We start from the raw sequence: 22,313 nt of genomic DNA, 5'->3' as shown, positions 1-22,313 counted from the left end.
GGCCGTCCGTCGGATCGCTCCGGGAGTTCATGTGTCCGATCAAGCGCACGAAGCGGGGGTGACGCCCGCCGAAGTCCCCGCACCGGTCGCCGCCGCCGCGCCCGAAGCCGCTGAGCTCGAAGCCTCCGTGCCCGAAGCCGCTGGGCCCGGCGCCGCTGAGCTCGAAGCCGCCGCGCCTGACGCGACCGAGATCGATCCGGCGCTGCGCCGCCTCGCCCTCACGGTCACCCTCGGCGCGATCATGGCCATCCTCGACACGACGATCGTGGCCGTAGCCATCAACACCCTCGGGCGGGACTTCGACGCCTCACTGTCGACGATCTCCTGGGTGTCCACCGGCTACCTGCTGGCACTCGCCGTCGTCATCCCGCTGACCGGCTGGTCGGTCGAGCGGTTCGGCGCGACCCGGATGTGGAACATCTCGCTGGTGCTGTTCCTGGCCGGCAGCGCGCTGTGCGGCGCCGCCTGGTCGGCCGGCAGTCTGATCGTCTTCCGGGTACTCCAGGGCCTCGGCGGCGGAATGATCATGCCGATCTGCATGACCCTGCTGGCCAGCGCCGCCGGCCCGCAGCGAATCGGCCGCGTCATGAACATCGTCGGTGTGCCTGCGCTGGTCGCCCCGATCCTCGGCCCGGTCATCGGCGGTCTGCTCGTCGACAACCTCGACTGGCGCTGGATCTTCTTCGTCAACCTGCCGATCGGCGCGGTCGCACTGGTCGCGTCGTGGCGGGTGCTGCCGCGCGACGACCGCGGGCAGTCACATCACCGGCTCGACGTCCCCGGTCTGCTGCTGATCTCACCCGGCCTCGCGGCCCTCGTTTACGGCCTGTCCGAAGCCGGCTCGGGCGACGGCTTCGGCTCGCTGAAGGTCCAGATCAGCGTCGCCGCCGGCGTGGTCGCGCTGGCCGGCTTCGTCGTGCACGCCCTGCGCCGCGAGGGCGCGCTGCTCGACCTCCGCCTGTTCGGCGACCGCGTCTTCACCGTCGCCGGGGTGACCACGTTCATGGTCGGCGCCGGCCTGTTCGGCGGGATGTTCCTGCTGCCGCTGTACTTCCAGATCGCCCGAGGGCAGAGCGCGCTGGCCGCCGGCCTGTCGCTCGTCCCGCAGGGGGTCGGCGCGATGATCGGCATGCCGATCGCCGGGCGGATCGCCGACCGCCGCGGAGCCGGCTATGTCGTACCGGTCGGGATGGCCGTCTGCCTGCTCGGCACGATCGCGTTCACCCAGGTGGACGCGCACACCAACACCGTCGTGCTCGGGGCGCTGCTGTTCGTGCGCGGCCTGGGCTTCGGTGCCTCGATGATGCCGGCGATGAGCGCCGCCTACGTGACGCTGCGGCCCACCGCCGTGCCGCGGGCCACCACGACGCTCAACATCCTGCAGCGGGTGGGCGGCTCGATCGCCACTGCCCTGCTCGCGGTGCAGCTCCAGCACGCGATCACCAGCCGGATCCCCGGCTCGGACGGCGGGGTGCTGAACGCCGCCGAGGGCACCGACCTGCCCGCGACGGTCGCGGACAAGATCGGCCATGCCTTCGGCGTCACGTTCTGGTGGGTCGTTGGCCTGACGGTGCTCGGCCTCATCTCCAGCATCTTCCTGCCCCGCCACGCCCCGAAGCCCGCCGCCGCTCCCGCCGCCGCTCCCGCCGCTGCGGACGATGAGCGACCGGCCGGCGCTGCCGCCGTCGGTGCCGATGAGCGACCGGCCGTCGACATCGCCGAGGGGGAGGCCGCCGACGGGGAGGACGAGCCGGTCGGGAAGGGGGAGTACGTCCCGGTGGGCACTCCGGCCTCCGATCCAGGCGTGTGAAAGTGCCAGACCGTCCCACCTGGTCCGCCAGGCGGCGGCGCGCCGTTCCAGGGGAGGGCCCCGTGCCCGGCCGGGCCGTGAACCAGCCCGTCGGTATGCTCGCCCGACTATGCCCGAAGGTCACACTGTGCACAGGTTGGCCGCCGTCCACCGGCGGATGTTCCGTGGCCGGCCGGTGACCGTCTCGAGCCCGCAGGGCCGGTTCACCGACGGTGCGCGCATGCTGGACGGGCGGGTGCTGACCGAGGCGGAGGCGCACGGCAAGCACCTGCTGCTGGGGTTCGGCGACGAGCAGGTCCTCCACATCCACCTGGGCATCTACGGCACGTACGCACTCGGTCCCGGCCCGGCGCCCGTGCCGACGGGAGCCGTCCGCCTGCGGCTGGCCGCCGACACCGGGTACGCCGACCTGCGCGGGCCGAACGCCTGTGAGCTGCTGGCACCCGGTGAGGTGAAGGCGCTGCGCGACAGGCTGGGCCCCGATCCGCTGCGCGCGGACGCCGATCCGGCGCTGGCCTGGCGCCGGATCGAGCGCAGCCGCACCCCGATCGCCGTGCTCCTGCTGGACCAGAAGGTCGTCGCCGGGCCGGGGAACATCTACCGTGCCGAGGTGTTGTTCCGCGCCGGGATCCACCCGCTGCTGCCGGGCCGGGAGTTGGCCCGCGACCAGTGGGCGGCGATCTGGGCCGACCTGGTCGCGCTGATGGCAGACGGGGTGCGGACGGGCCGGATCGACACCGTGCGCCCCGCGCACACCCCGGAGGCGATGGGCCGCCCACCGCGCGTCGACGACCACGGGGGAGAGGTCTACGTGTACCGCAGAACAGGCCAGCCCTGCCTGGTCTGCGCCGTCGAGGTGCGCACGGTGCAGCTGGCCGGCCGCAACCTGTTCTGGTGCCCCGGCTGCCAGCCACCCGCTCCCCGCTGACGCCGAGTGCCGGGCGCCGCGTCAGCCTGCCGGGCGGCCCGCTTCCAGGAACGCGGCCAGGCCGGCCAGGGCCATCCGGGTGCCCGCCTCGTTGTCCGCGGCGGGCACGCCGTCCGGGATGCCCTCGTGCCGGATGGTGACGTCGGTGCCCCCGCCGTCGGCGTCGGCCAGCGTGGTGGTCATCGTCATGACTCCGCGCAGCGCGGCGTCCGCGGTCTCGAACACGAGCTCCTCGACGACCTCGACATCGGGCACGAGCCGCAGGAACCGGCTTCGGTAGGTGTCCGTCCGGGCCGTGGTCTTACCGGAACCGGCGGTCGAGTCGTAGCTGAGCGAGATCCGGAAGCTACCGCCCTCTCCGCCCTCTCCGCCTTCGCGGGCGTCGACCTCGTCGACCCGGCCGGTCATGCCCGCCGGCACCCGCCAGCGGGCGATCGCGCCCGGGTCGACCAGTGCCCGGTAGACCGCCGGCCGCGGCGTCCGCATCCGCCAGGTCACCTGTGTCGCGTACACCCGACTGACTGTAGGGAGTCCGCCCCCTGCGGGTCGAGGCGGCGGGCTTCTCCAGGATGTGCACGCCGCAGGCGCTGCCGAGGCCGATGACGTGCGCGAGCCCGACGCGGGCGCCGTCGGTCTGCCGCTCCCGGCCTCGCCGCGCAGGTGACGGCAGATCTCCCCGACGTCGGCGATGCCCGTCGCCGCGATCGGAAAGCCTCAGGCGACGATCCAGCCGGGGAACCACATGCGGTCGCGCCATGAGCTCAGCGGAATCGTCTGGGCGGCGAGGATCGGGTAGAAGTAGGCGAACATCAGCACGACGGCGGCCAGGTAGAGCCCGAACGACAACGCCCCGATCATGCGGCGGGTGTCCGACGCGTCGCGGGGGCCGAGCGCGAGGCCGGCGGACGCGGTGATCCCGAGGATCAGGAACGGCAGCGACGGCAGGGCGTAGAAGAAGAACATCGTCCGGTTGGGGAACGCCAGCCACGGCAGGAACGACGAGCCGAAGCCGACGAGTACCAGGGCGGCCCGCCAGTCGCGCCGGCTGACCCACAGCGCGAGCATCACGACCAGCGCGGCTGTGCCGACCCACCAGACCGCCGGATTACCCAGGGCCAGCACCTCGCGGGAGCAGCCGGCGGCGGCGTGGCAACCCCGCTCGCCGAGCTTCGGCCTGTCGTAGGCGTAGACCACCGGCCTGGCGAGCACCAGCCAGCTCAGCGGCGTGGACTGCGCCACGTGCGGCGCGCTCAGGTGCTCGTGGAAGTCGAGGATGTCCTGCTGGTAGTCCCACCAGCCGTGCCAGGCGGCGAAGAACCCGTCGCCGTACCTGTGCCGGTTGTAACCGCCGTCGGTGACGAACCAGCCCGTCCAGGTGGCCAGGAACGTCACGATCGGCAGCAGGATGTAACAGCCGGACCATGCGGGCAGGTCGCGGAGCAGCGCCCCGCGCACCGGCCGCCGCGCGCCCGCGGTGCGCCGGGCACCGACATCCCAGGCCAGGGCCAGCGCGGCGAGACCGACCAGCGTGTAGAGCGCGCTCCACTTCACGCCCATCGACGCCCCGAGGCACAGCCCGGCGGCGATCCGCCAGGGCCGCAGCCCGGCGCGCGGCCCGTAGCGGACGAAGCGTTCGGTCGCCTTGGACGGCGCGCCACCAGACGGCGGGCCCGCGGCGACGCGCGCGGCGAGCGCGGCCCGGCCGTGATCGCGGTCGAGCACCAGGCAGGCCAGCGCGAGCACGAGCCCTGTCATCAGGAAGATGTCGAGGATGCCGATCCGGCTCTGGACGAACTCCAGCCCGTCCAGGGTCAGCAGCAGGCCCGCGAAGCAGCCGAGCACGGTGGACCGGAACATCCGCCGTGCGGTGCGGGTGAGTACCAGCACCGCCAGCGTGCCGAACAGCGCCGAGGCGAACCGCCATCCGAGCTCCGGGCTGCCGTGCGCGACGCCGGCGCAGTCGGTGTAGCCGAAGATCTTCTCGGAGGCGGCCATGAACCACTTGCCCAGGGGCGGATGCACCACGAAGGCCGGGCCGGTGCAGGTCTCGCTGTTCACCTCGTAGCCCGAGGTCATCAGGCCCCAGGCGTCCTTGGTGTAGTAGACCTCGTCGAATTTCATGCCCCGCGGCTCGGTGAGCTGCCAGAACCGCAGGATGCCCGCGACGGCGGTGACCGCGAGCGCGGCCACCCAGCCGATCACCCGGTCACCGGGCATCGGCGGGCACAGCCGCATCCGCAGCGCGTCGGCCGCGGACCCGGGCGGGCGCCGCCGGTCGGAACCGGCCTGGTCGGTTCCGGAGCGGGAGAAATCAGCTGTTGTTGCTGCCGTCACATGGCCAGGCTAGGGACTGCGTCGACGAGACGGACAACTGGTGGCACTCGGGTCCGCGCCGCACGCGGGGATCGCTGGTCTCCGCCTCGAGCAGGCCCCTCCGTGTCGTGCGCGGCCCGGGATGTGCCCTCGCGGCGGAGACGTCCGGACTGGTCTAATGGCACCAGAAGGGACGTGGATGACCAGCTTGCAGATGAGGGCCGTCGCCGCGATTCTGCGGCTGACCAGAAAGCCGGGGACGGCCACCGTCGAACGGGCCCACCGGCGGATCGCGGCGCGCAAGCGGCCGTCGGCGCCGCCGGCGGCCCTGCGCCGGCGGCACTCGGTGAGCAGCCGGCAGGTGGAGGGGTTCCCCTGCCACACCGTCGCCCCGAAGGGCCGGCCCGCCACGCGGGGGGCGGTCTACATCCACGGCGGCTCCTACATCAACGGCATGGCGCCACAGCACTGGACGCTGGTCTCCCGGCTCGCCGACGCCGGGGTGCGGGTGGACGTCCCCGACTACGGCCTCGCGCCGCAACACACCTACCGTGAGGCGTATCCGTTCCTCACCACGGTCTACCGGCGGCTGCTCGACGAGATGGACCCGGCCACGGTCACCATCGCCGGGGACTCCGCCGGCGCCGGGTTGGCGCTGGGCTTCGCGCAGACCCTGGAAGACCACGGGCTGCCGCAGCCACGTGGCCTGGTACTCATCTCCCCGTGGCTGGACCTCACCCTGGCCGACCCGGCGGTCGCGGCGGCGGAGGCCCGCGACCCCTGGCTGACCCGCATCGGCCTGGTGGAGGCCGGTCGCGCCTGGGCCGACGGCGACGACCCGGCCGCACCGCGGCTCAGCCCGATGAACGGGCGGCTCACCGGCATCGCCCCGACGCAGGTGTACGTCGGCACCCGCGACCTGCTCTACCCCGACGTCCTGCGTTTCCAGAAGCGGGCCGCCACCGAGGGCCTCCAGGTGGAGCTCACGGTCCGCGACGGGGCCGTGCACGTCTATCCGCTCATCCCGGTGCCGGAGGGCCGCGCGGCGTCCCGCGTGATCGTGCGGGACGTCGCCCGCTGACCGTGGCGGCACCGCCGACCCCACGGCCAGACCGGGATGGGACGATTCCCGCCATGCCCTCGAGAGCCGTGCCGCCGAGCCGGCGGGTGCTGCTGGCCTTCGCGGCGACCGCGGTCGGCGGGGGCCTCGCCGGATGCGCGGACGGCTCCGCCCCGCCCACCCCGCCCGCGTCGTCCCGGTCAGCGGCACCGGCTCCGGCGGCGGCCACTCCGGTGGCGGGTGCGGGCACGCCGGCCGCTTCGGCGGTCGCGGCCGGCCCCGTGGAGGTCTCACGGGTGACCTTCGCGAGCGCGGCCAGGGGTCGGCAGGTCGGCATGGTGGTGATCGCGCCGGGCGGGTCCCGGGACGGGCTGCCGGCCTGCCTCGTCCTGCACGGCCGGGGGGACGACGCCGAGCGGTCGGTCAGCCTGCTGAACCTCGACCGGCATCTCACCGCGGCCCTGGCGGTGGGCGTGGCGCCGTTCGCCCTCGTCGCCGTCGACGGCGGCGAGACCTACTGGCATCGCCGCGCCTCGGGTGACGACCCCGAAAAAATGATCATTGACGAGGTGCTGCCCCGGTTCGCCGGGCTGGGCCTGCGGGCTACCCGGCTGGCGGCGACGGGATGGTCGATGGGAGGGTACGGCGCGCTGCTACTGGCCCGTCGCCATCCCGGACTGGTCGTGGCGGTCGCGGCGAGCAGCCCGGCGATGTGGCCGTCCTACGGGGCGAGCGCCCCCGGCGCCTTCGACTCCAGGGCCGACTTCGCGGCCCACCCGGTCCTCGGGACGCCACCCGTGCCGGGCGTGTCGTACCGAATCGACTGCGGCGCCGCCGACCCGTTCCTCGCCGTGTCCCGCCAGGCCGCCCGTGACCTGGCGGCGAGCGAACAGAACTTCGGCCCGGGCGGTCACACCCCCGAATACTGGCGTTCCGTCGTGCCGGCGCAGCTCGCCTTCCTCAGCGGCGCGCTGAGCCGCGCGGCCTGACGGACGCGCGGCCGGCGGCCGGCCTCGCCCCGCGATCGGGCGGGACGAGACCGGTGACGTGATCGATCAGGGAGCGTCGGCGTAGCGCAGGTAGGGCTTGGTCTCCTCGACGTTCTGGAACCGCTTCTTGGCGTCCTCGGTCGAGACCGAGATCGCGACGATCACGCGGTCGCCGGGCTTCCAGTCGGCCGGGGTCGCGATGGGGTTCGCGTCCGTGGCCTGGAGCGCGTCGATGACGCGGATGATCTCGTCGAAGTTGCGGCCCACCGACTTCGGGTAGGTGAGGGAGAGCCGCACCTTGTTGGCGGGGTCGATGATGAACACCGAACGCACGGTGGAGGTGTCGCCCTCACCCGGGTGGATCATGTCGTACAGCTCGGCGACGCGGTGGTCGGGGTCGGCCACGATCGGGAAGTTGAGCGCGCTGCCGGCGACCTCGGCGATGTCCGGCGCCCAGGCGTTGTGCTGGTCGACCGGGTCGACGGACAGCGCGAGAGCCTTGGTGTTCCGCTTCTGGAACTCGCTCTGCAGCGCGGCGGTGCGGCCCAGCTCGGTGGTGCACACGGGGGTGAAGTCGGCCGGGTGGCTGAAGAAGACCGCCCACGAGTCCTTCTTCCACTCGTGGAAGGTGATCTCGCCGTCGGTGGTCGTGGCGGTGAAGTCGGGAGCGGTGTCGCCCAGGCGGAGACCCACGGGCCGTCCTTTCGTCGTAGCGTCGGGTGGTTGTTCAGGCCAGGCCAAGGCTACGGTCGATCGGCCGCGACCGTACGTGCGAGACCTCATGCGGCCGCCGGACGAGCCTTTTTCTTCCCGCGCCGGGGGGGGGAGCGTCGGTGGCTACTGAGCCGAGGTGACGCTCGGTGGCATCGGGACTTCGGCTGCGGCCGGTGCCGGGCCCTGCGGCGCGGCCGGCGCGTCCGTGTCGAGCGCCCTGATCTCCGACTTGAAGATCCGCAGGGACCGGCCGAGGGACCGGGCGGCGTCGGGAAGCCTCTTGGAGCCGAAGAGGACCAGGACGACCACTGCGATGATGAGCAGCTCGGGAGTACCGATGTCAGCCATGGAACCATCCTCTTCGGGACGAGTGCGTGTCCGCCTTGCCGGGCCAGATCGGATGCTACGTGCTCCGGACCCGGGCCTGCTCTCAGCGCGCGGCCACCGCGGCGCGGCCGGCCGACGGCGCCAGCGCCCGCCGGAGAAAGGAGATCTGGTGGGCGAGCACCGGCTCGTGCCACGGCTTGCCCGCGTGGAGATCGAAGTGGTCGCACGGGTAGTGCCGGACCTCGGCCCGGCCACGGAACGCGGCCTTGGCCGTCGCGTGCGGCGGCGCGGCGCGGTCGAAGTCGGCTATCTGTACGAACCACCGGGTCCGTAGTACCCGGACCGCCGACCGGCCCGGCCGGAACGAACCGATCTCACCGCCCAGGGTGGCCGCGACCTCGTTGCGCCAGGTCGGCCCGGCGATCGCGAGGTAGTCGTCGTAGTAGCCCGCCGGGGTGAGCGCCGCCGTCCGGCCGGGTGGCCCGACCACCGGGATCATCGGGGCCGGGCGGCCGGCCAGCGCCGTGAGCCGGGTGGCCAGGCCCGCGGCGGAGGTTCGAGCCACTGTGAGCGGTGGCTGGGTGCGGAACGCATGGAGCGCGGCGGCCGGCCCGTCCACCAGCGGAACCATGGAGATGACGGCCGCGATGTCGGCCCGGCCGGCCGCGGCCTCCAGCACGGTTCCGCCGGCCAGCGACTCTCCCCACAGCACCAGCCGGGACGGGTCGACCCCGGGCAGCTCCGCGGCGGCGGTCAGCGCGGCCCGGTAGTCGTCCACCTGCCGGGCTACCGACACCGTCTGGCGCGGGCCGCCTCCGCTCGCGCCGAAGCCGCGGTAGTCGAAGGCGAGGACGTCCAGCCCGGCCGCGGCCAGCCCGGCGGCGAACGGCTGCAGCCCGGAATCCTTGGTGCCGGCCAGCCCGTGGGCCATCACCACGGCCGGCCGGCCGGCATCGGTGGCCAGGCTGTCGTCGGCGGCCCGGAAATGCCAGGCCGCGCAGTCGGCGTCCCCGGAGCGGAAGACGCGGTCCTCAAAGGTCATCTGCGGTTCCGATCATTCGCGGGTCTCTTCGGTGGAGGCGGTGCCGTAGATCGTGCGCAGCCAGATCGCCGCCAGGGTCTCGGCACGCTGATCGACGCTGAGCGGACCGCCGGTGCTCAGCTGTTCGAGGCTGCGGTCGTTGAGTTCGAGCAGGACCGTGACGAGTGCCCGGCTGTCGGGGCCGGCGGCGGCGATCCCAGCCGCGCGTTCCGTGTCGATCATCTCCGCGAGCGGGCCGATGAACGACTCTCGGTATTCGTCCCACAGCCTGCGGACGGCCTCGCTGCGCTGGCGGGCGACCAGCATTCCCTGGAACAGGTGCCGGTGCTTCTCCCAGGTGGTGAGCACCGCCCGGATCGTCTTCCCGATCCGCTCCTCAGGGGATCCGCCTCCGGTGATGAGGACGCGCGTGGCCTCCAGAACCTCCTGGTAGACGTCCGAGCCGAGCGCCGCCGCACACGCCGCCTTGTCCTCGAAGTAGAAGTAGAACGCCGACCGGCTGACGCCGGCCTCGGCGGTGATCGCGGCGATGTTGATCTCGTCGAGATCGCGCTTTTTGAGCAGCTCGTCCAGGGCCCGCATCATCGCGGCGCGCCGCTGGTCACCGCGTTGGGGCGCACGCCGGTCGAGCGGACGGCCGGTGCCGGCGCGCTCGATGCCTGGCGACTCGGGAGTCACCTCAGGCCGTCGCCGGTGTTCGGAGGACCGGCCCCTCGGCCAGTGCCCGGCGCCGCCCTCGCGGCAGTTCCCTGGTCCGCATGTCGTGCTCGTAGAGGAAGTAGTCCACCTGCTGAGTGTGCCGCGGGCGGTTGACCATCCGGCCGATGTACCGCTGCTCGTCCGCGGTGATCACACGCTCCATCTCGGTGTCGGACGGCGGCCGGTACACCCCGGCCGCGTACGCCGCGACCAGCCGCGACTGGCACTCGACGAACGGGAACAGCGTCGGCGTCGACTGGGCGAAACCGACGAAGGCCAGGTCGGGCAGGCCTGGCCGGAGAATCCGCTTGTACAACCGGATCCGGTTCTCGGGCGCGCTGAGGAAGTCCTCGTCGAAGAACGGGAAGGTTATGTTGTAGCCGGTGGCGTAGATGATGATGTCGAAGTCGTCGGAGGTGCCGTCCTCGAAATGGACGGTGGATCCGTCCAGCAGGCTGACGTTGGGTTTCGGGGTGACGTCTCCGCTGGCGAGCCGGACCGGTAGTTCCACCGACTGGGTCGGATGGGCGTCGAAAAGCCGGTGCTCAGGCGCCGGCAGGCCCCACCGCTCAGGTCGCCCCGCCGTGTGGACGTTGAAGAAGTGGAGCACGTTGCGCTGCCAGGACAGCGGCACATAGGGAAGAGTGCGGTAGAACTTGTCGCCCGGTTGGCCGGCGACGAACTTCGGCACGATCCAGGCGCCGGACCGGGTCGAGATGGTCACCTGGTTGCGCAGCGTACGGGATGACAGCTCGACGGTGATGTCGGCCGCGCTGTTGCCGATGCCCACCACCAGGATCCGCGAGTCGGTGAACCGCAGCGGGTTCTCCGGGTCGATGTAGTGGTGGGAGTGCAGGGTGTCGCCGGTGAAGGTGCCGGGGAAATCGGGGTAGCGCGGGTCCCAGTGATGGCCGTTGGCGACGACGAGGAAGTCGAACGAACGGGTCCTCCCGTCGGCGGCGGTCAGCCGCCATCCGCCGCCGTCGAGGTGCTCGGCGTGCGTCACGCCGTTCTCGAACTCGATCCGCTCGCGCAGCCCGAACGCGTCGGCGTAGCCGTCGAGATAGGCCTTGATCTGCGAGTGGTGCGGAAAGTCCGGGTACTCGTCGGGCATCGGGTAGTCCCGGAAGGACAGCCGGTACTTCGAGGTGTCGATATGCAGCGACCGGTAGGCGCTGCTGTGCCCGTTCGGATTCCCGAAAGCCCAGTTTCCGCCGACGCGGTCGGAGGACTCGAAACAGGTGTACGGCACCCCGTAGTCGCCGAGCATCTTGCCGGCGGTCAGGCCGCTCATACCCGCGCCGATGACTGCCGTGCGAGGCCCGTTCATGGATTCCTCCAGGGGACTGGACAGCGTGCCCGGCACAGACTAGGAACTGAACTGACACATGTCAATAAAACCTGACACGCGTGAGGAGAGGCCATGGGTGAGGACGGAGCCGGCCGGGTCGCGGTCGTCGTGGGTGGTGCCTCCGGCATCGGCCGGGCGACCAGCGAGGCGCTCGCCGGGCGCGGATACCGGGTCGTGGTGGCTGACCGGGACGGTGCCCTGGCCGCGGAGGTCGCCAAGGTCCTGGGCGAACCGCACGAGAGCGCAGCGGCCGACGTGACCGACGAAACGTCGGTGGCGGCCCTGTTCGACGGGGTCCACGACCGGCTGGGTCGGCTGGACGCCGTCGTCAACAGCGCCGGCATCGGCGGGCTCGGCAGGATCGTCGACCTGCCGTTGGCGGAGTTCCGCGCCGTCGTCGACGTCAGCCTGACCGGCGGCTTCCTCGTGGCCAAGCACGCCGGCCGCCACCTCGGCCGGGGTGGCGCGCTCGTGTCGCTGTCGTCGCTCAACGCGCGCCAGCCCGGCGTGGGCCTGGCGGCCTACTGCTCGGCCAAGGCGGGGCTGTCCATGCTCACCCAGGTCGCCGCCCTGGAGTTCGCCGAGCGGGGCATCCGGGTCAACGCCGTCGCGCCCGGCCTGGTCCACACCCCACTGACCGCGCCGGCGGCGCAGGTCCCCGGCATCATCGAGGACTACCTGGCCAACACCCCGCTGGGCCGTGCGGGCACGCCCGAAGAGATCGCACAGGCGGTGCTCTACCTCTGTTCGGACGCCGCGTCCTGGATCACCGGGGAGGTGCTGGACATCAACGGGGGCGCGCACATGGCCCGCTACCCGGACATGCTCGCCCATGTCGCCCGCGCGTTCGGGGACGGCTGAGATGGCCGCCGAGGTGGCGGCTCTCGCCGGTAGGACCGCGCTGGTCACCGGGGGTGGGTCGGGCATCGGCGCGGCGCTGTGCCGGTCGCTGGCCGGGGCCGGCGCGCTCGTGGTCTGCACCGATCTCGACCCGGCCGCCGCCGCCCGGACCGCCGCCGAGCTGCCCGGCGCCCGCGCCGCCCAGCTCGACGTCACAGACAGCGCCGCGGTCGAACGTGCGGTCGCCGACGTGGTGGCGCGGGACGGCCGGCTCGACCTGCTGGTCAACAACGCCGGCATCGTCTTCGGTGGGGAGACGACCGAGCTGGGCCTGGAGCAGTGGAACCAGATCATCGACGTGAACATCCGCGGGGTGGTCCACGGTGTCGCGGCCGCCTATCCCCGGATGGTCGCGTCGGGCGGGGGCCACATCGTCAACGTGGCCTCGCTGGCCGGCCTGGTCGCAGCAGGCCTCCTGACCAGCTACGTCATGACCAAGCATGCCGTGGTCGGCCTGTCGCTGGCGCTGCGGGCGGAGGGCGCGGCGCACGGCGTCGGGGTGACGGTCGTCTGCCCGTCGAGCGTCGACACTCCGATCCTCGACAAGGGCTCGGTCGGGGACATGGTCAGCCGCGATCTGTTCCTCACCGGGCAGGGCATCAGAGGGCCGTACGACGCCGACCGCCTGGCCGCCGAGGTGCTGGCGGCCGTCGTCGGCAACCGCGCGATGGTCGTCTCGCCCCGCTCCGCCCGGATGGCCTGGCGCTTCTGGCGGTTCGCGCCCGGCCTGACCCGGCGCGCGGCGGTGCGCTGGGTCGCCGGGCAACGCGAGCGGGCCGCCCACCGGACCGGCCGATCGGAGCCGGCGGCACCGTAGCCGTCGGCACCGTAGCCGCTGCGTCAGCCGCCGCGTCGTCCCCCGCGAAGAGTTGGCGAACGACGGCGATGCCCGCGTCGCGCCCATCGGTCGAGGTGATCCGTTAGGCAATATATTGCCCAACGTGACCGGTGTTGGGCAGCGCGTGGCTTCCGCGCAAACGGGGGCCGGGGCGGTGGACCTGCGGCCGTACGGTCGTCCGTGCCGGTGGTCGACCGGTCCGGTCCGCCTGATCCGATCCTGGGCTGACACACCACGCCAGCTCGCGGCGGGCGCCGTGGCCGTCGCCGTCTGGTTGGCGCTGCTCTCGGGCCTCACGACCTTCGTGGCGTTGTCGCGGCACGCTGCCGTCAGCGATGCCCGTGACCGTGCGGGCCAGGTGGTCGTCGAGGCCCAGTTCGTTCGGGGCGAGCTGTCGAGTGCCGACGCGGCCGCCGCGGCGTCGGTGTTCAGGCACGCCCTCTTCGACGTCCAGGCCTCCGACGAGGCCGGGCTGCGCGCCGTGTACGGGCAGATGAGAGACGAGCCCCGGATCGACGAGCGGATCGGGGCGGCGGGGGAAGGAGTCGTCCGGCTGCAGCAACTCGGTGTGCGAAGCTGCCTGGACGCCGACCCGGCCGCCGGGTCGGCGTGCGCCGGCGAGATCCTGACCGAACTGGGCCAGCTGATTCCCCGGTACGCGAGTCTGGTGAGCGCCGGCCAGGCCAACGGCCAGACGGGCGACTCGGTCGCCGAGGCGTACCTGCGGGCGGCCTCGGACCTCGTACGGGACCAGATCATCCCCAAGGTCGACATGTTGCTCGAGCTGGGTGGGCGCGACGTCGACGTGGACTTCCGGCGCGCGACCGACGGTGCGGTCGAGACAGTGCTGCTCCTGCTCTTCGCCGGCGGAGGAGCCGGGCTCACCGCGCTCCAGGTCCACTACTGGCGGCGAAGCCGCCGGGTGTTCGAACTCCGGCTGCTCGCCGCGACGGTCTGCCTGTTGGCCGCGGGTGGCCTGTTCGCCGCCGGCGCGCTGGCTCAGCAGGCCCGGGTCCAACACGGCGTCGACGACGGTTACATGCCCATGGTGACCCTCGCGCAGGCGCGGGTCTTCGCGTTGCAGGCCCGGGCCGAGGAGAACCTCGATCTGATGTCCCTGGGAATCGGAACCGAGTACGACGAGGGCCTCGACACGGCGGTAGAGGCCCTCGGATACGACGCGGCGACCGGCAACCGGCTGCCGCCCGGCGTACTGCCCGGCCGCAGCGGATCCCTGGTCCTGGCGCTCCGCATGCTGCCTGGGGACGTCCTCGACCCGGCCGTCGAGGGCCACCTTCGGACGTGGCTGACCAACCGGAACGAGGTCGTGTCGTTGCTGGGGAGTACCGAGGGAACCGACGCGATCAGCTCGGGGGCGAACTCCTTCGAACGGGCGGCCCGGCTGACCGCCGGCCCTGGGGCGGACGCCTTCGGCGCGCTCGACGACGAGCTGGCCGGCGGGATGGAGGTCAGCACCCAGCGGTTCCGCGACCGGATGTCGACCGCCGCCACCTCGCTGACCTTCCTCGGGCTGGCGGCCGGCGTGCTGCTGGCCGCGGCGGCCGGCCTGGTCGTGTGGGGCATGCGGCGACGACTCCGCGAGTACCGGTAGTGACCGCCCTGGCGGGCGAGTCGCGTCGTCCGGGCGGTTCGCGTCGTCGTCGTGGTCGACGACGGCCGGCCGGGCTCGTCGCGGTGCTCACCGCGGCTGCCATCGCCGCCACTGCCGCCGCCTGCGGGACCACCAGCGCGGAGCTGCCGGATGATGCGCGTCCGGTCCCGTCGGCTCCGGCCGTCACCGACCGAGCCGCGGCGCCGGCCGACCCGCGTCCCGCCGGGCCGCCGGCCGGGCCGGACACCGGACAGGTCTGTGCCGATGGCAGGCCGGTACGGGCGAGCCTGCCACCGGTGGGGCCGCTGCCTTCCCCCGGCCGGTTCCGCCCGGGTTCGACGATGGCAGCCATCTACGACGGCGGGAACGGCTATCTGGACGTCGGGATCACGACCGACGTGCCCCCGGCCGGTTCGATGAACTGGCGGACACTCAAAATCGAGGGCTTCGACGTCGACATAGCAGCGCAGATCGCCGCCGCGCTGTTCGGCCCGGCGGGCACCGACCGGATGAAGTTCCACGCGGTCACCACGAGCGAGCGCGGCATTCTCATCATGGACGACGCCGATCCCGCGCACCCGGACGCGGATACGGCGACCGACTCGGCGTCCGGGCTGGATCTCGTCATCGCGACCTACACGATCACCTGCGAGCGGAAGGCGGACATCCTTTTCTCCGGGGTGTACTTCGAGTCCAGCTTCAAGTTGCTCATCCCGAAGAACGCCGGATTCCACTCGATCGGCGACTTCGCCGGCCTCACCGTCTGCTCGACCCAGGAGAGCACGTCGGTCGAGAAACTGCGCGAGGCGGCCGCCGGGGCGCCGGCGGCCACGCCGTCCCGGCCACCGATTCCCGGCCTGACGGTCATCGAGCTCCCGCGCGCCGCCGACTGCCTCGTCGCGGTCCAACAGGGCAGGGCGGACGCCGCGGCGACCGATGACGTCGTTCTGGCCGGCATGGCCGATCAGGACGAGTACCTCGAGGTGGCGCCGTCGGCCTTCGACAGGGTGTTCGGGACCGACTCCGCGACCCTGGACGAGCCCTACGGGGTAGCCCTGTGGCGCAGCGGGAATCAGGCCCAGGACGACGAGTTCGTCAGATTCGTCAACGGTGTGCTCAAGAACATGATGCTGAGCGGGGAGTGGGACCGGATCTACAACCTGTGGTTCGGCGCTCTCGGTCCCCGCGACAGTCCGCTCGCGCGGAATCCGTCCTGGCCGGAGGCGGTTGCGGCAGGGGCGGTTCCGTCACAGCGCGAGATGCCAGCTGCGTCGGCCCGCCATCCGCCGGGCTGATCGGGGGCGTCCGTGGTTGTTAGATCGGCGTCGCTGGGAAAGGGTGTGGTTATGCCGAAGCAGGTCTCCGCGCAGCACCCGACGCCGCGCCGGTCACCGGCCCGCAGCGTCGCCGACCCGGGCGCGCTCGCGCGTGCCTTCCGGCGTCATGCCGCCGGCGTGACGATCGTGACGATGGCGGGGCCACGCGGTCCGGTGGGGTTCACGGCGACGTCTGTCGCCTCACTGTCCGAGCGTCCACCGCTGGTGTCGCTGGCGTTGTCCGTGCGGTCGTCCATCGCGCCCGTGCTCGAGGCCAGCGAGACGCTCATGGTCCACATGCTGTCGGAGGGGCAGCATGAGCTGGCGGCCCGGTTCGCGCAGCCGGGCGCCGACCGGTTCGGCCCGCCGACGCGGTGGCGGGCGCTCCCCGGCGGCGAGCCGCTGCTGCTCGACGCCGCGGTCTGGCTGCTGTGCCGCATCCGGCGCCGCACCGTCGAGGGCGACCATCATCTCGTCGTCGCCGAGGTGCTCGACAGCCAGACCGGCCGGCCCGAGGCCCCGCTGGTCTACCACGACGGCGCCTACGGCACCGTCCAGACGACGTCGGCGGGCGCGACGTCGGCGGGCACGGCGGCAGCGGGCACGGTGCCGACGGGCACGGCGCCGACGAGTTCGACGCGAGTGTGTGCGAGGCCGGTGCCCTCGGCGCCGGTGCTGTCGGCGGGTGGCGCGGGCCCTCGACCGGGTGCCGGAGAGCCGGATGGGACGATCGGCGACGGCGATCTGAGTATCCGCGGCGCGCGCTGAGGAGCGTGCGCTCCGCGCGGCTGACCGATCGACCGCCTCCCAGGCGTGCCTCCGCGTCAAGGCGCGCCGTCGACCAGCTCGTGCCGTGGTGCCGAGCGGAACCAAGGAGAACCGTCATGCGGACCCGCCCGCTGGGCAGTGCCGGACCAGCCGTCTCGATCGTCGGGCTGGGCTGCAACAACTTCGGGGCCCGGCTCGGTGCCGCCGAGAGCGCGGCCGTCGTCCACGCGGCCCTCGATCTCGGGATCACCCATTTCGACACGGCCGAGATGTACGGCGACGGCGCGTCGGAGGAGTTCCTCGGCGCCGCGCTCGGTTCCCGCCGCGACGCCGCGGTCATCGCGACCAAGGTGCTCCCGCGCCCGCGGGGCGAGGCGTACACGCCCGGCGCGTTGCGGCGGCGGATCCTGGAGGGGTGCGAAGGCAGCCTGCGCCGCCTCGGCACCGACCGCATCGACGTCTACTACCAGCACTTTCCCGACGCCGAGGCGCCGCTGAGCGAGGCGATGGAGACCTTCGAGGAGCTGGTGCGCTCGGGCAAGGTACTCAGCATCGCCTGCTCGAACGTCAGCGCCGAGCAGATCGAGGCGCGGGCGGCGTTCGCCACCGAGCGGGACGTCGCTCCGTTCGTCGCCGCCCAGATCGAGTGGAGCCTGCTCCGGCGGGCCGTCGAGGCGGAGATCGTCCCGGCGGCGCTCAAGGCGGACATGGGGATCGTGCCCTACTTCCCGCTCGCCTCCGGGATGCTCAGCGGGAAGTACCGGGCCGGTGAGCCGTTCCCGGCCGGCAGCCGGCTGGCCTCCAGCTCCTACTTCGCCGCGATGGCGACCGAGGGGAACTTCGCCTACCTCGACGCCCTCATCGCGTTCGCCACCGACCGCGGCCACTCCGTGCTGGAGCTGGCGATCGCCTGGCTCGCCGCCCAGGACGGCGTGGCGTCGGTGATCGCCGGTGCGACCAGCCCCGAGCAGGTGTCGGCGAACGCCGCCGCCGCCGGGTGGTCGCTGACGGAGGACGACCTGGCCGCGCTGCCCCAGCCCGCCGCGGGCTGAACAAGCCGGCGCCCGCCTGACCGGCGCGTGCTCGACCGGCGTGCCCGTTGCCGGTCTGAGCGCGCGCCGGTCCGCTCCACTCGATATGTCACCTACCGTGCACAGGTGGGAGGATTGGTCGCCCGGTGGCCAGGATGCCGGTTCGCGAACGAGTGGAGGGCCCTCGGATGAACGTGGGAGACCGGGTCGGTGACCTGTCCGGTGTCGACGAGACCGGCGCCGAACTGCGGCTGTCGGACCTGCTGGCGAAGGGGCCGCTGGTCGTGTTCTTCTACCCGGCGGCGATGACCCCGGGTTGTACCAGGGAGAGCTGCCACTTCCGCGACCTGGCGAGCGAGTTCGCGGCGATCGGCGCCGGCATCGTCGGCGTCAGCGCGGACGACACCGCCAAGCAGGCCGAGTTCAGCGCCAAGCACTCCCTCGGCTTCCCGCTCCTCGCCGACACCGGCCGGACGATCGCGGACGCGTTCGGGGTCCGCCGCAGGTTCGGCCCCAACAAGCGGGCCACGTTCGTCCTCGACCGGGACGGAACGGTCGTCGTCCGGATCGACTCGGAGTTCGCGATGAACCGGCACGCGGACAAGGCGCTCGACGCGCTGCGCGCACTCGGCTGAGGCCTGACGTCAGGGCCGGATGGAAATTCGGTCCTGCCTATGGGCCGGAGGCATCTCGATCTCCATCACCGTGGGCATTGGAATGAGGGCGGAGTGCTCGACGTCGTCTGAGGGACGGCCGGCAGGGCTGGGGCGAGAACCGGGAGTTCTTCCCGCGGAGCAGGCCCGGTCAGGTCAACGAGTGCGCAATGGATCGGCTATCGGTGGCGCGGCGCGGCGCGTGGCCACCCGACGGTGCTCCACGGGGCGCCGTCGGTGTGGCCTGCCCCGGGTCCCGGGGCGGGCTGCGGCGGAGGTTCTCATGACAGAGCATCAACCCAGGTCAGCGAGTATCTGTTGAATCGCGACCGCTGTTTCGGTCATATTGTTCGCGTCCATCGGAGCATGGTGTCCATGCACGCCGGAGTGATCATTCGCGAGGTGGTATAGGCGCGCCGATTCATAGTTGTGAGTAGGTCGTTACCCATGTTGGGCGTCCGGGATACGGTGGCTGCAAGAACCGGCTCGACCCCCGGGGGGCTTGCATGGCGACAACTCGTTCACTGTCGTGGTTGTCCGCCGTGCTGTTATGTACCGCCGCTCTGACTGGCTGTCAGGGCGGCGCGGCGCAGAGCGCGATGTCCTGTACCACAGAGGGTGTCACCGCGGACGAGGTCAAGCTGGGGCTGTTGTTCCCGGACACCGGGCTCGGCGCGGTGACGTTCAGTGCCGCCCGGGCCGGAATCGACGCCCGATTCGGAGCGGTGAACGCGGCTGGCGGTGTGCACGGGCGCCAGATCGTCTATGACTGGCGAGACGACACGGCCAAGGTGTCGATGAATCTCACGATGGCCCGCACACTGACGGAGCGGGAAAGCATCTTCGGCATGCTCGAGACGAGCACGGTGGCCTCGGGCGGCGCCGCCTATCTCGCGGAGCGCGGGATTCCGGTGCTCGGGATCGCCGTGGAGGACGCGTGGGCGAAGTACCGGAACATGTTCTCCTTCAACTACAGTTTCACGGCGAAGGGCTCGGTCGACACGTTCGGCAAGTTCGTCCATGAGCGCGGCGGGACCAAGGCGATGATCCTCTACAATCCGCTCGACGCGACCGTGTCGACGCACATCGCCGAACAGTTCACCTCCAGTTTCCGGTCGGTGGGGATCGCGACGACCTCGGTCAGCACCGACAACAACCCCGTCACGGCCCAGGCGGACCAGATTGCGCGGCAGATGGCCGAGGAGGGCGTCGACACGCTGGCCGGCACGCTGAGCACGGAGGGCCTGGCCCAGGTCGTCGCGGCCGCGCGGCGCCAGGGCGTCCCGCTCAAGGTCATCCTCAGCAGCAGCCCCGCGCCGAACACCGAGCTGTTGGAGACCTACGGCTCGCAGCTGGCCGGTCTGACGACGTTCGCCGCCTACATACCGCTGGAGACGAAGTCGCCCGCGCTCGACGTCTACCGCGCCGCGATGGCCACCTACGCCCCGCAGTTGCAGGACACCGACCAGACGCTGGCGCTGGTCGGCTACATCATCGCCGACATGTTCATCCGGGGCCTGGAGGAGGCGGGGGACTGCCCGACCCGGCAGGGCTACATCGACGGTCTCCGGGCGGTGAAGGGCTACAACGCCGGTGGCCTCATCGGCGACATCGACCTCGAACGGGACTTCGGCAAACCCGCCGAGTGCTACTCGTTCGTCGAGGTGAACCCCGAAGGCTCCGCCATCGAGATCGTCAGCCCGAACTACTGCGGACATCGGCTCGCCGACTGACGAGCCGGTGCCGCCCGCGTGCGATCCGTGTACTCCGAACGAAGGAAACCGCCCGACCATGAAACGTCATGGCCGCCGCCTGCGCTGCCTGGCCATCCTGCTTGCCGTCGGCGCTCTGGTCGCCGCCTGCTCGAACTCCTCCGACTCGAACACCGCCGCCCCCGCCTCGTCCGCCGGTGGCGGCGCGGTACCGGGTGTCACGAACGCCGAGATCCGGTTCTCCGTCCTGGGTACGCGGACCAACAACCCGCTGGGCACCTGCCTGCTGGACTGCTTCTCCCAGGGGATCAAGGCGTATTTCGACTACCGGAACAGCGAGGGTGGCGTCCACGGCCGCAAGCTCGTCGTCGCCCGGGAGCTCGATGACGCGCTCGGGCAGAACCAGCAGAAGGCGATCGAGATCGTGTCGGCGAAGGACACCTTCGCGACCTTCAGCGCCCCGCAGCTCGCCAGCGGATGGCAGAACTTCGCGGACGCGGGGATCCCGTTGTATGGATGGGACATCCACCCGGCGCAGATGATCGGCCGGAAGAGCATCTTCGGTAACGCGGCCCCGCCCTGCCTGGACTGCATGGACCGCACTTTCACCTACGTCGCCGAACTGGCCGGCACCAAGCGGATCGCGGCGCTCGGGTACGGCGTGTCCGACAACTCGAAGCAGTGCGTCACCCAGATCACCGACACGATCGGGCGGTACGGCGCGACCACCGGCCAGGAGATCGTCTACAAGAACGACACCCTGGCGTTCGGCCTGAGTAACGGGGTCGGGCCGGAGGTGACCGCGATGAAGCGCGCGGGCGCGCAGATGGTCATCACCTGTCTCGACCTGAACGGCATGAAGACCCTGGCCCAGGAACTCGAGCGGCAGGGCATGGGCGACGTCCCGATGTACCACCTGAACACCTACAACCAGAAGTTCGTCGAGGAGGCCGGCGCGCTTTTCGAGGGTGACTACGTCAGCGTCGGGTTCCGGCCGTTCGAGGCCGATCCCGCGGACACCGCCATGGCCACCTTCAAGAAGTGGATCGGCAAGGTCGGCGCCAAGCCCGACGAGATGGCGATGTACGGATGGATCAACGCGGACCTCGCCTACCAGGGCATCCTCAAGGCGGGGCCGGCGTTCACCCAGGCGTCCGTGATCGACGCGACCAACCACCTGACCGACTACACCGCGGATGGCCTGACCGTTCCGGTGGACTGGTCGCGCCAGCACAACCAGCGCTCCAAGGCCGACCCGGTCACCAACGGCTATAAGCAGGAATGCCGGGCACTCGTCCGGGTGCGGGGCGGGAAGTTCGAGATCGTCGGTGGAACGAAGGACAAGCCGTTCGTCTGCTGGCCGCCGAAGGACACCACCTGGTCCGAGCCGAAGCCGACGAGCTTCGGCTGAGGTGACGGGGTCACGGCGGCGGTCCCGGCCGCCGCCGTGACGGGCGGTGTGCGGGCAGCGGCCGTGCTGGCCGAGCGCCCGATGTACGGCTACCAGCTGCGAGCGGAGTTCGAGTCCAGAACCGGGTCGACCTGGCCGCTGAACATCGGGCAGGTCTACACGACGTTGCGCCGCCTCGAGCGCGACGGGCTCGTCGAGGGTGCTGAGGACCCCGGTCAGCCGCCGCACGGCCGGCCGGGACGAGCTCGCCATCAAGCTGGCGCTCGCCGTCACGGTGCCCGGTGTCGACGTCGGCGGGCTGGTGCTGCGGCAGCGCACCGAGACGCTGCGGGCGATGCAGGAGTACACCCGGCTGCGCCGGCAGGCCGACGAGACCGGGGACGTCGCCTGGCTGCTCGTGCTGGACAGTCTGGTCTTCGCCGCCGAGGCCGAGATTCGCTGGCTCGACCACGTCGCGTCCCGCCTGGCGCGGGCCGCCGCGACACGCACCCGCTCCGACGGCGCTGCACCCGGTGGTGCGTCTGCCGGTGGTGCGTCCGGCGGTGAGCGCCCGGGTGCCGTCACGGAGGCCCGCCGATGACGATCACATTGGACGGCGTCGTCCGGGAGTCGGCGGCCCGCCGCGACCCGCCCCCCGCCCCCCCCGCCCCCCCCGCCCCCCCGCACCCCCGCGCCCACCGCACCGCCGGCGGCGGGAAGGGCTGGCAGCGCGCGGGCCGGCGGACGCGGTTGGCACTGCGGTGGGGCCCGGCGAGACCACATAGGTGGCGGCGTCCGGCGGCTGCCGCCCCCCGGCGAACTAGCCCGAAATGACCAGCTGACAGGATGCGTGGCGGGGG

At 71.9% G+C, this 22,313-nt stretch carries 19 protein-coding genes and 3 pseudogenes; 14 read left to right on the top strand and 8 right to left on the bottom strand.

Annotation, left to right across the window (positions count from 1 at the left end; all coding sequences use genetic code 11):
• Nucleotides 1–58: 58 nt before the first annotated feature.
• Nucleotides 59–1,810, top strand: a complete 1,752-nt coding sequence (locus MXD62_RS36955) for a DHA2 family efflux MFS transporter permease subunit (protein ID WP_248833965.1) — start codon at nucleotides 59–61, stop codon at nucleotides 1,808–1,810.
• A gap of 109 nt (nucleotides 1,811–1,919) precedes the next feature.
• The gene (locus MXD62_RS36950) at nucleotides 1,920–2,738 is read left to right on the top strand and encodes a DNA-formamidopyrimidine glycosylase family protein (protein ID WP_248833964.1); all 819 of its coding nucleotides are present in this window, start codon (nucleotides 1,920–1,922) and stop codon (nucleotides 2,736–2,738) included.
• Between the two features lie 21 nt (nucleotides 2,739–2,759).
• On the opposite strand, the gene MXD62_RS36945 is transcribed toward MXD62_RS36950, so the two are convergent.
• The 3 genes and pseudogenes from MXD62_RS36945 to MXD62_RS36935 form a co-directional block, all read right to left on the bottom strand.
• On the bottom strand, nucleotides 2,760–3,251 hold the full coding sequence (locus MXD62_RS36945; protein ID WP_248833963.1) for an SRPBCC domain-containing protein: 492 nt from the start codon (nucleotides 3,249–3,251) through the stop codon (nucleotides 2,760–2,762).
• 37 nt (nucleotides 3,252–3,288) lie between these two features.
• Nucleotides 3,289–3,446 (bottom strand): annotated as a pseudogene (locus MXD62_RS36940) (thiolase family protein); the annotation flags it as partial.
• 6 nt (nucleotides 3,447–3,452) lie between these two features.
• Nucleotides 3,453–5,072, bottom strand: coding sequence for a dolichyl-phosphate-mannose--protein mannosyltransferase (locus MXD62_RS36935; protein ID WP_248833962.1), 1,620 nt, complete (start codon nucleotides 5,070–5,072; stop codon nucleotides 3,453–3,455).
• 178 nt (nucleotides 5,073–5,250) lie between these two features.
• Between MXD62_RS36935 and MXD62_RS36930 the strand changes: the two genes are divergently transcribed.
• Together MXD62_RS36930 and MXD62_RS36925 are read left to right on the top strand one after the other, a co-directional pair.
• Nucleotides 5,251–6,132: an alpha/beta hydrolase fold domain-containing protein gene (locus tag MXD62_RS36930; protein WP_248833961.1), complete on the top strand. Its 882-nt coding sequence runs from the start codon at nucleotides 5,251–5,253 to the stop codon at nucleotides 6,130–6,132.
• A 53-nt stretch (nucleotides 6,133–6,185) separates the two neighbouring features.
• Nucleotides 6,186–7,100 (top strand): alpha/beta hydrolase family protein, encoded by a 915-nt coding sequence (locus tag MXD62_RS36925; RefSeq protein ID WP_248833960.1) that lies wholly within the window; start codon nucleotides 6,186–6,188, stop codon nucleotides 7,098–7,100.
• 66 nt (nucleotides 7,101–7,166) lie between these two features.
• Here MXD62_RS36925 and MXD62_RS36920 read toward each other — a convergent pair whose 3' ends face one another.
• The 5 genes from MXD62_RS36920 to MXD62_RS36900 form a co-directional block, all read right to left on the bottom strand.
• Nucleotides 7,167–7,793: a peroxiredoxin gene (locus MXD62_RS36920; protein WP_248833959.1), complete on the bottom strand. Its 627-nt coding sequence runs from the start codon at nucleotides 7,791–7,793 to the stop codon at nucleotides 7,167–7,169.
• Nucleotides 7,794–7,937: 144 nt separating this feature from the next.
• Nucleotides 7,938–8,162: a Sec-independent protein translocase subunit TatA gene (gene tatA, locus MXD62_RS36915; RefSeq protein ID WP_248833958.1), complete on the bottom strand. Its 225-nt coding sequence runs from the start codon at nucleotides 8,160–8,162 to the stop codon at nucleotides 7,938–7,940.
• An 82-nt stretch (nucleotides 8,163–8,244) separates the two neighbouring features.
• Nucleotides 8,245–9,183, bottom strand: a complete 939-nt coding sequence (locus MXD62_RS36910; RefSeq protein WP_248833957.1) for an alpha/beta fold hydrolase — start codon at nucleotides 9,181–9,183, stop codon at nucleotides 8,245–8,247.
• 12 nt (nucleotides 9,184–9,195) lie between these two features.
• A complete protein-coding gene (locus tag MXD62_RS36905; protein WP_248833956.1) occupies nucleotides 9,196–9,861 on the bottom strand; it encodes a TetR/AcrR family transcriptional regulator in 666 nt (221 codons plus the stop codon).
• Between the two features lies 1 nt (nucleotide 9,862).
• The gene (locus MXD62_RS36900) at nucleotides 9,863–11,212 is read right to left on the bottom strand and encodes an NAD(P)/FAD-dependent oxidoreductase (RefSeq protein WP_248833955.1); all 1,350 of its coding nucleotides are present in this window, start codon (nucleotides 11,210–11,212) and stop codon (nucleotides 9,863–9,865) included.
• Between the two features lie 93 nt (nucleotides 11,213–11,305).
• On the opposite strand from MXD62_RS36900, the gene MXD62_RS36895 reads away from it, so the two are divergent.
• The 10 genes and pseudogenes from MXD62_RS36895 to MXD62_RS36845 all read left to right on the top strand — a co-directional run bounded on the left by MXD62_RS36895 (nucleotide 11,306) and on the right by MXD62_RS36845 (nucleotide 22,054).
• Nucleotides 11,306–12,094 carry an SDR family oxidoreductase gene (locus tag MXD62_RS36895; protein WP_248833954.1) on the top strand — a complete coding sequence of 263 codons (789 nt, stop codon included), beginning with the start codon at nucleotides 11,306–11,308 and terminating at the stop codon, nucleotides 12,092–12,094.
• Nucleotides 12,066–12,950, top strand: coding sequence for an SDR family oxidoreductase (locus MXD62_RS36890; protein ID WP_248833953.1), 885 nt, complete (start codon nucleotides 12,066–12,068; stop codon nucleotides 12,948–12,950). The genes MXD62_RS36895 and MXD62_RS36890 overlap by 29 nt, the downstream gene beginning before the upstream one ends.
• A gap of 277 nt (nucleotides 12,951–13,227) precedes the next feature.
• The gene (locus tag MXD62_RS36885) at nucleotides 13,228–14,583 is read left to right on the top strand and encodes a hypothetical protein (protein WP_248833952.1); all 1,356 of its coding nucleotides are present in this window, start codon (nucleotides 13,228–13,230) and stop codon (nucleotides 14,581–14,583) included.
• The gene (locus tag MXD62_RS36880; RefSeq protein ID WP_248833951.1) at nucleotides 14,583–15,878 is read left to right on the top strand and encodes a transporter substrate-binding domain-containing protein; all 1,296 of its coding nucleotides are present in this window, start codon (nucleotides 14,583–14,585) and stop codon (nucleotides 15,876–15,878) included. Before MXD62_RS36885 ends, MXD62_RS36880 begins: the two co-directional genes overlap by 1 nt.
• Before the next feature lie 51 nt (nucleotides 15,879–15,929).
• Nucleotides 15,930–16,457: pseudogene (locus MXD62_RS36875) on the top strand (flavin reductase family protein); the annotation flags it as partial.
• A gap of 326 nt (nucleotides 16,458–16,783) precedes the next feature.
• On the top strand, nucleotides 16,784–17,719 hold the full coding sequence (locus tag MXD62_RS36870; protein ID WP_248833950.1) for an aldo/keto reductase: 936 nt from the start codon (nucleotides 16,784–16,786) through the stop codon (nucleotides 17,717–17,719).
• A gap of 167 nt (nucleotides 17,720–17,886) precedes the next feature.
• On the top strand, nucleotides 17,887–18,333 hold the full coding sequence (locus MXD62_RS36865) for a peroxiredoxin (RefSeq protein WP_248833949.1): 447 nt from the start codon (nucleotides 17,887–17,889) through the stop codon (nucleotides 18,331–18,333).
• Nucleotides 18,334–18,950: 617 nt separating this feature from the next.
• Nucleotides 18,951–20,084: an ABC transporter substrate-binding protein gene (locus MXD62_RS36860; protein ID WP_248833948.1), complete on the top strand. Its 1,134-nt coding sequence runs from the start codon at nucleotides 18,951–18,953 to the stop codon at nucleotides 20,082–20,084.
• Nucleotides 20,085–20,142: 58 nt separating this feature from the next.
• Entirely contained in the window at nucleotides 20,143–21,474 is a 1,332-nt protein-coding gene (locus MXD62_RS36855; protein WP_248833947.1) for an ABC transporter substrate-binding protein, read from the top strand.
• An 81-nt stretch (nucleotides 21,475–21,555) separates the two neighbouring features.
• Nucleotides 21,556–22,054, top strand: a pseudogene (locus MXD62_RS36845) (PadR family transcriptional regulator).
• The last annotated feature ends 259 nt before the right edge of the window (nucleotides 22,055–22,313 follow it).

Source organism: Frankia sp. Mgl5 (genome assembly GCF_023242985.1).
Taxonomy (GTDB): domain Bacteria; phylum Actinomycetota; class Actinomycetes; order Frankiales; family Frankiaceae; genus Parafrankia; species Parafrankia soli.
Note: the sequence above shows the minus strand (reverse complement) of the source record. Positions and strands in the feature narration are given on the sequence as shown.

Bases quoted from the DNA above. Each gene is read 5' to 3' on its own strand.
- MXD62_RS36900 (WP_248833955.1), bottom strand. From the start codon at position 11,212: ATGAACGGGCCTCGCACGGCAGTCATCGGCGCGGGTATGAGCGGCCTG.
- MXD62_RS36855 (WP_248833947.1), top strand. From the start codon at position 20,143: ATGAAACGTCATGGCCGCCGCCTGCGCTGCCTGGCCATCCTGCTTGCC.
- MXD62_RS36925 (WP_248833960.1), top strand. From the start codon at position 6,186: ATGCCCTCGAGAGCCGTGCCGCCGAGCCGGCGGGTGCTGCTGGCCTTC.
- MXD62_RS36950 (WP_248833964.1), top strand. From the start codon at position 1,920: ATGCCCGAAGGTCACACTGTGCACAGGTTGGCCGCCGTCCACCGGCGG.
- tatA (WP_248833958.1), bottom strand. From the start codon at position 8,162: ATGGCTGACATCGGTACTCCCGAGCTGCTCATCATCGCAGTGGTCGTC.
- MXD62_RS36895 (WP_248833954.1), top strand. From the start codon at position 11,306: ATGGGTGAGGACGGAGCCGGCCGGGTCGCGGTCGTCGTGGGTGGTGCC.
- MXD62_RS36860 (WP_248833948.1), top strand. From the start codon at position 18,951: ATGTCCTGTACCACAGAGGGTGTCACCGCGGACGAGGTCAAGCTGGGG.
- MXD62_RS36870 (WP_248833950.1), top strand. From the start codon at position 16,784: ATGCGGACCCGCCCGCTGGGCAGTGCCGGACCAGCCGTCTCGATCGTC.
- MXD62_RS36865 (WP_248833949.1), top strand. From the start codon at position 17,887: ATGAACGTGGGAGACCGGGTCGGTGACCTGTCCGGTGTCGACGAGACC.
- MXD62_RS36930 (WP_248833961.1), top strand. From the start codon at position 5,251: ATGACCAGCTTGCAGATGAGGGCCGTCGCCGCGATTCTGCGGCTGACC.
- MXD62_RS36890 (WP_248833953.1), top strand. From the start codon at position 12,066: ATGTCGCCCGCGCGTTCGGGGACGGCTGAGATGGCCGCCGAGGTGGCG.
- MXD62_RS36910 (WP_248833957.1), bottom strand. From the start codon at position 9,183: ATGACCTTTGAGGACCGCGTCTTCCGCTCCGGGGACGCCGACTGCGCG.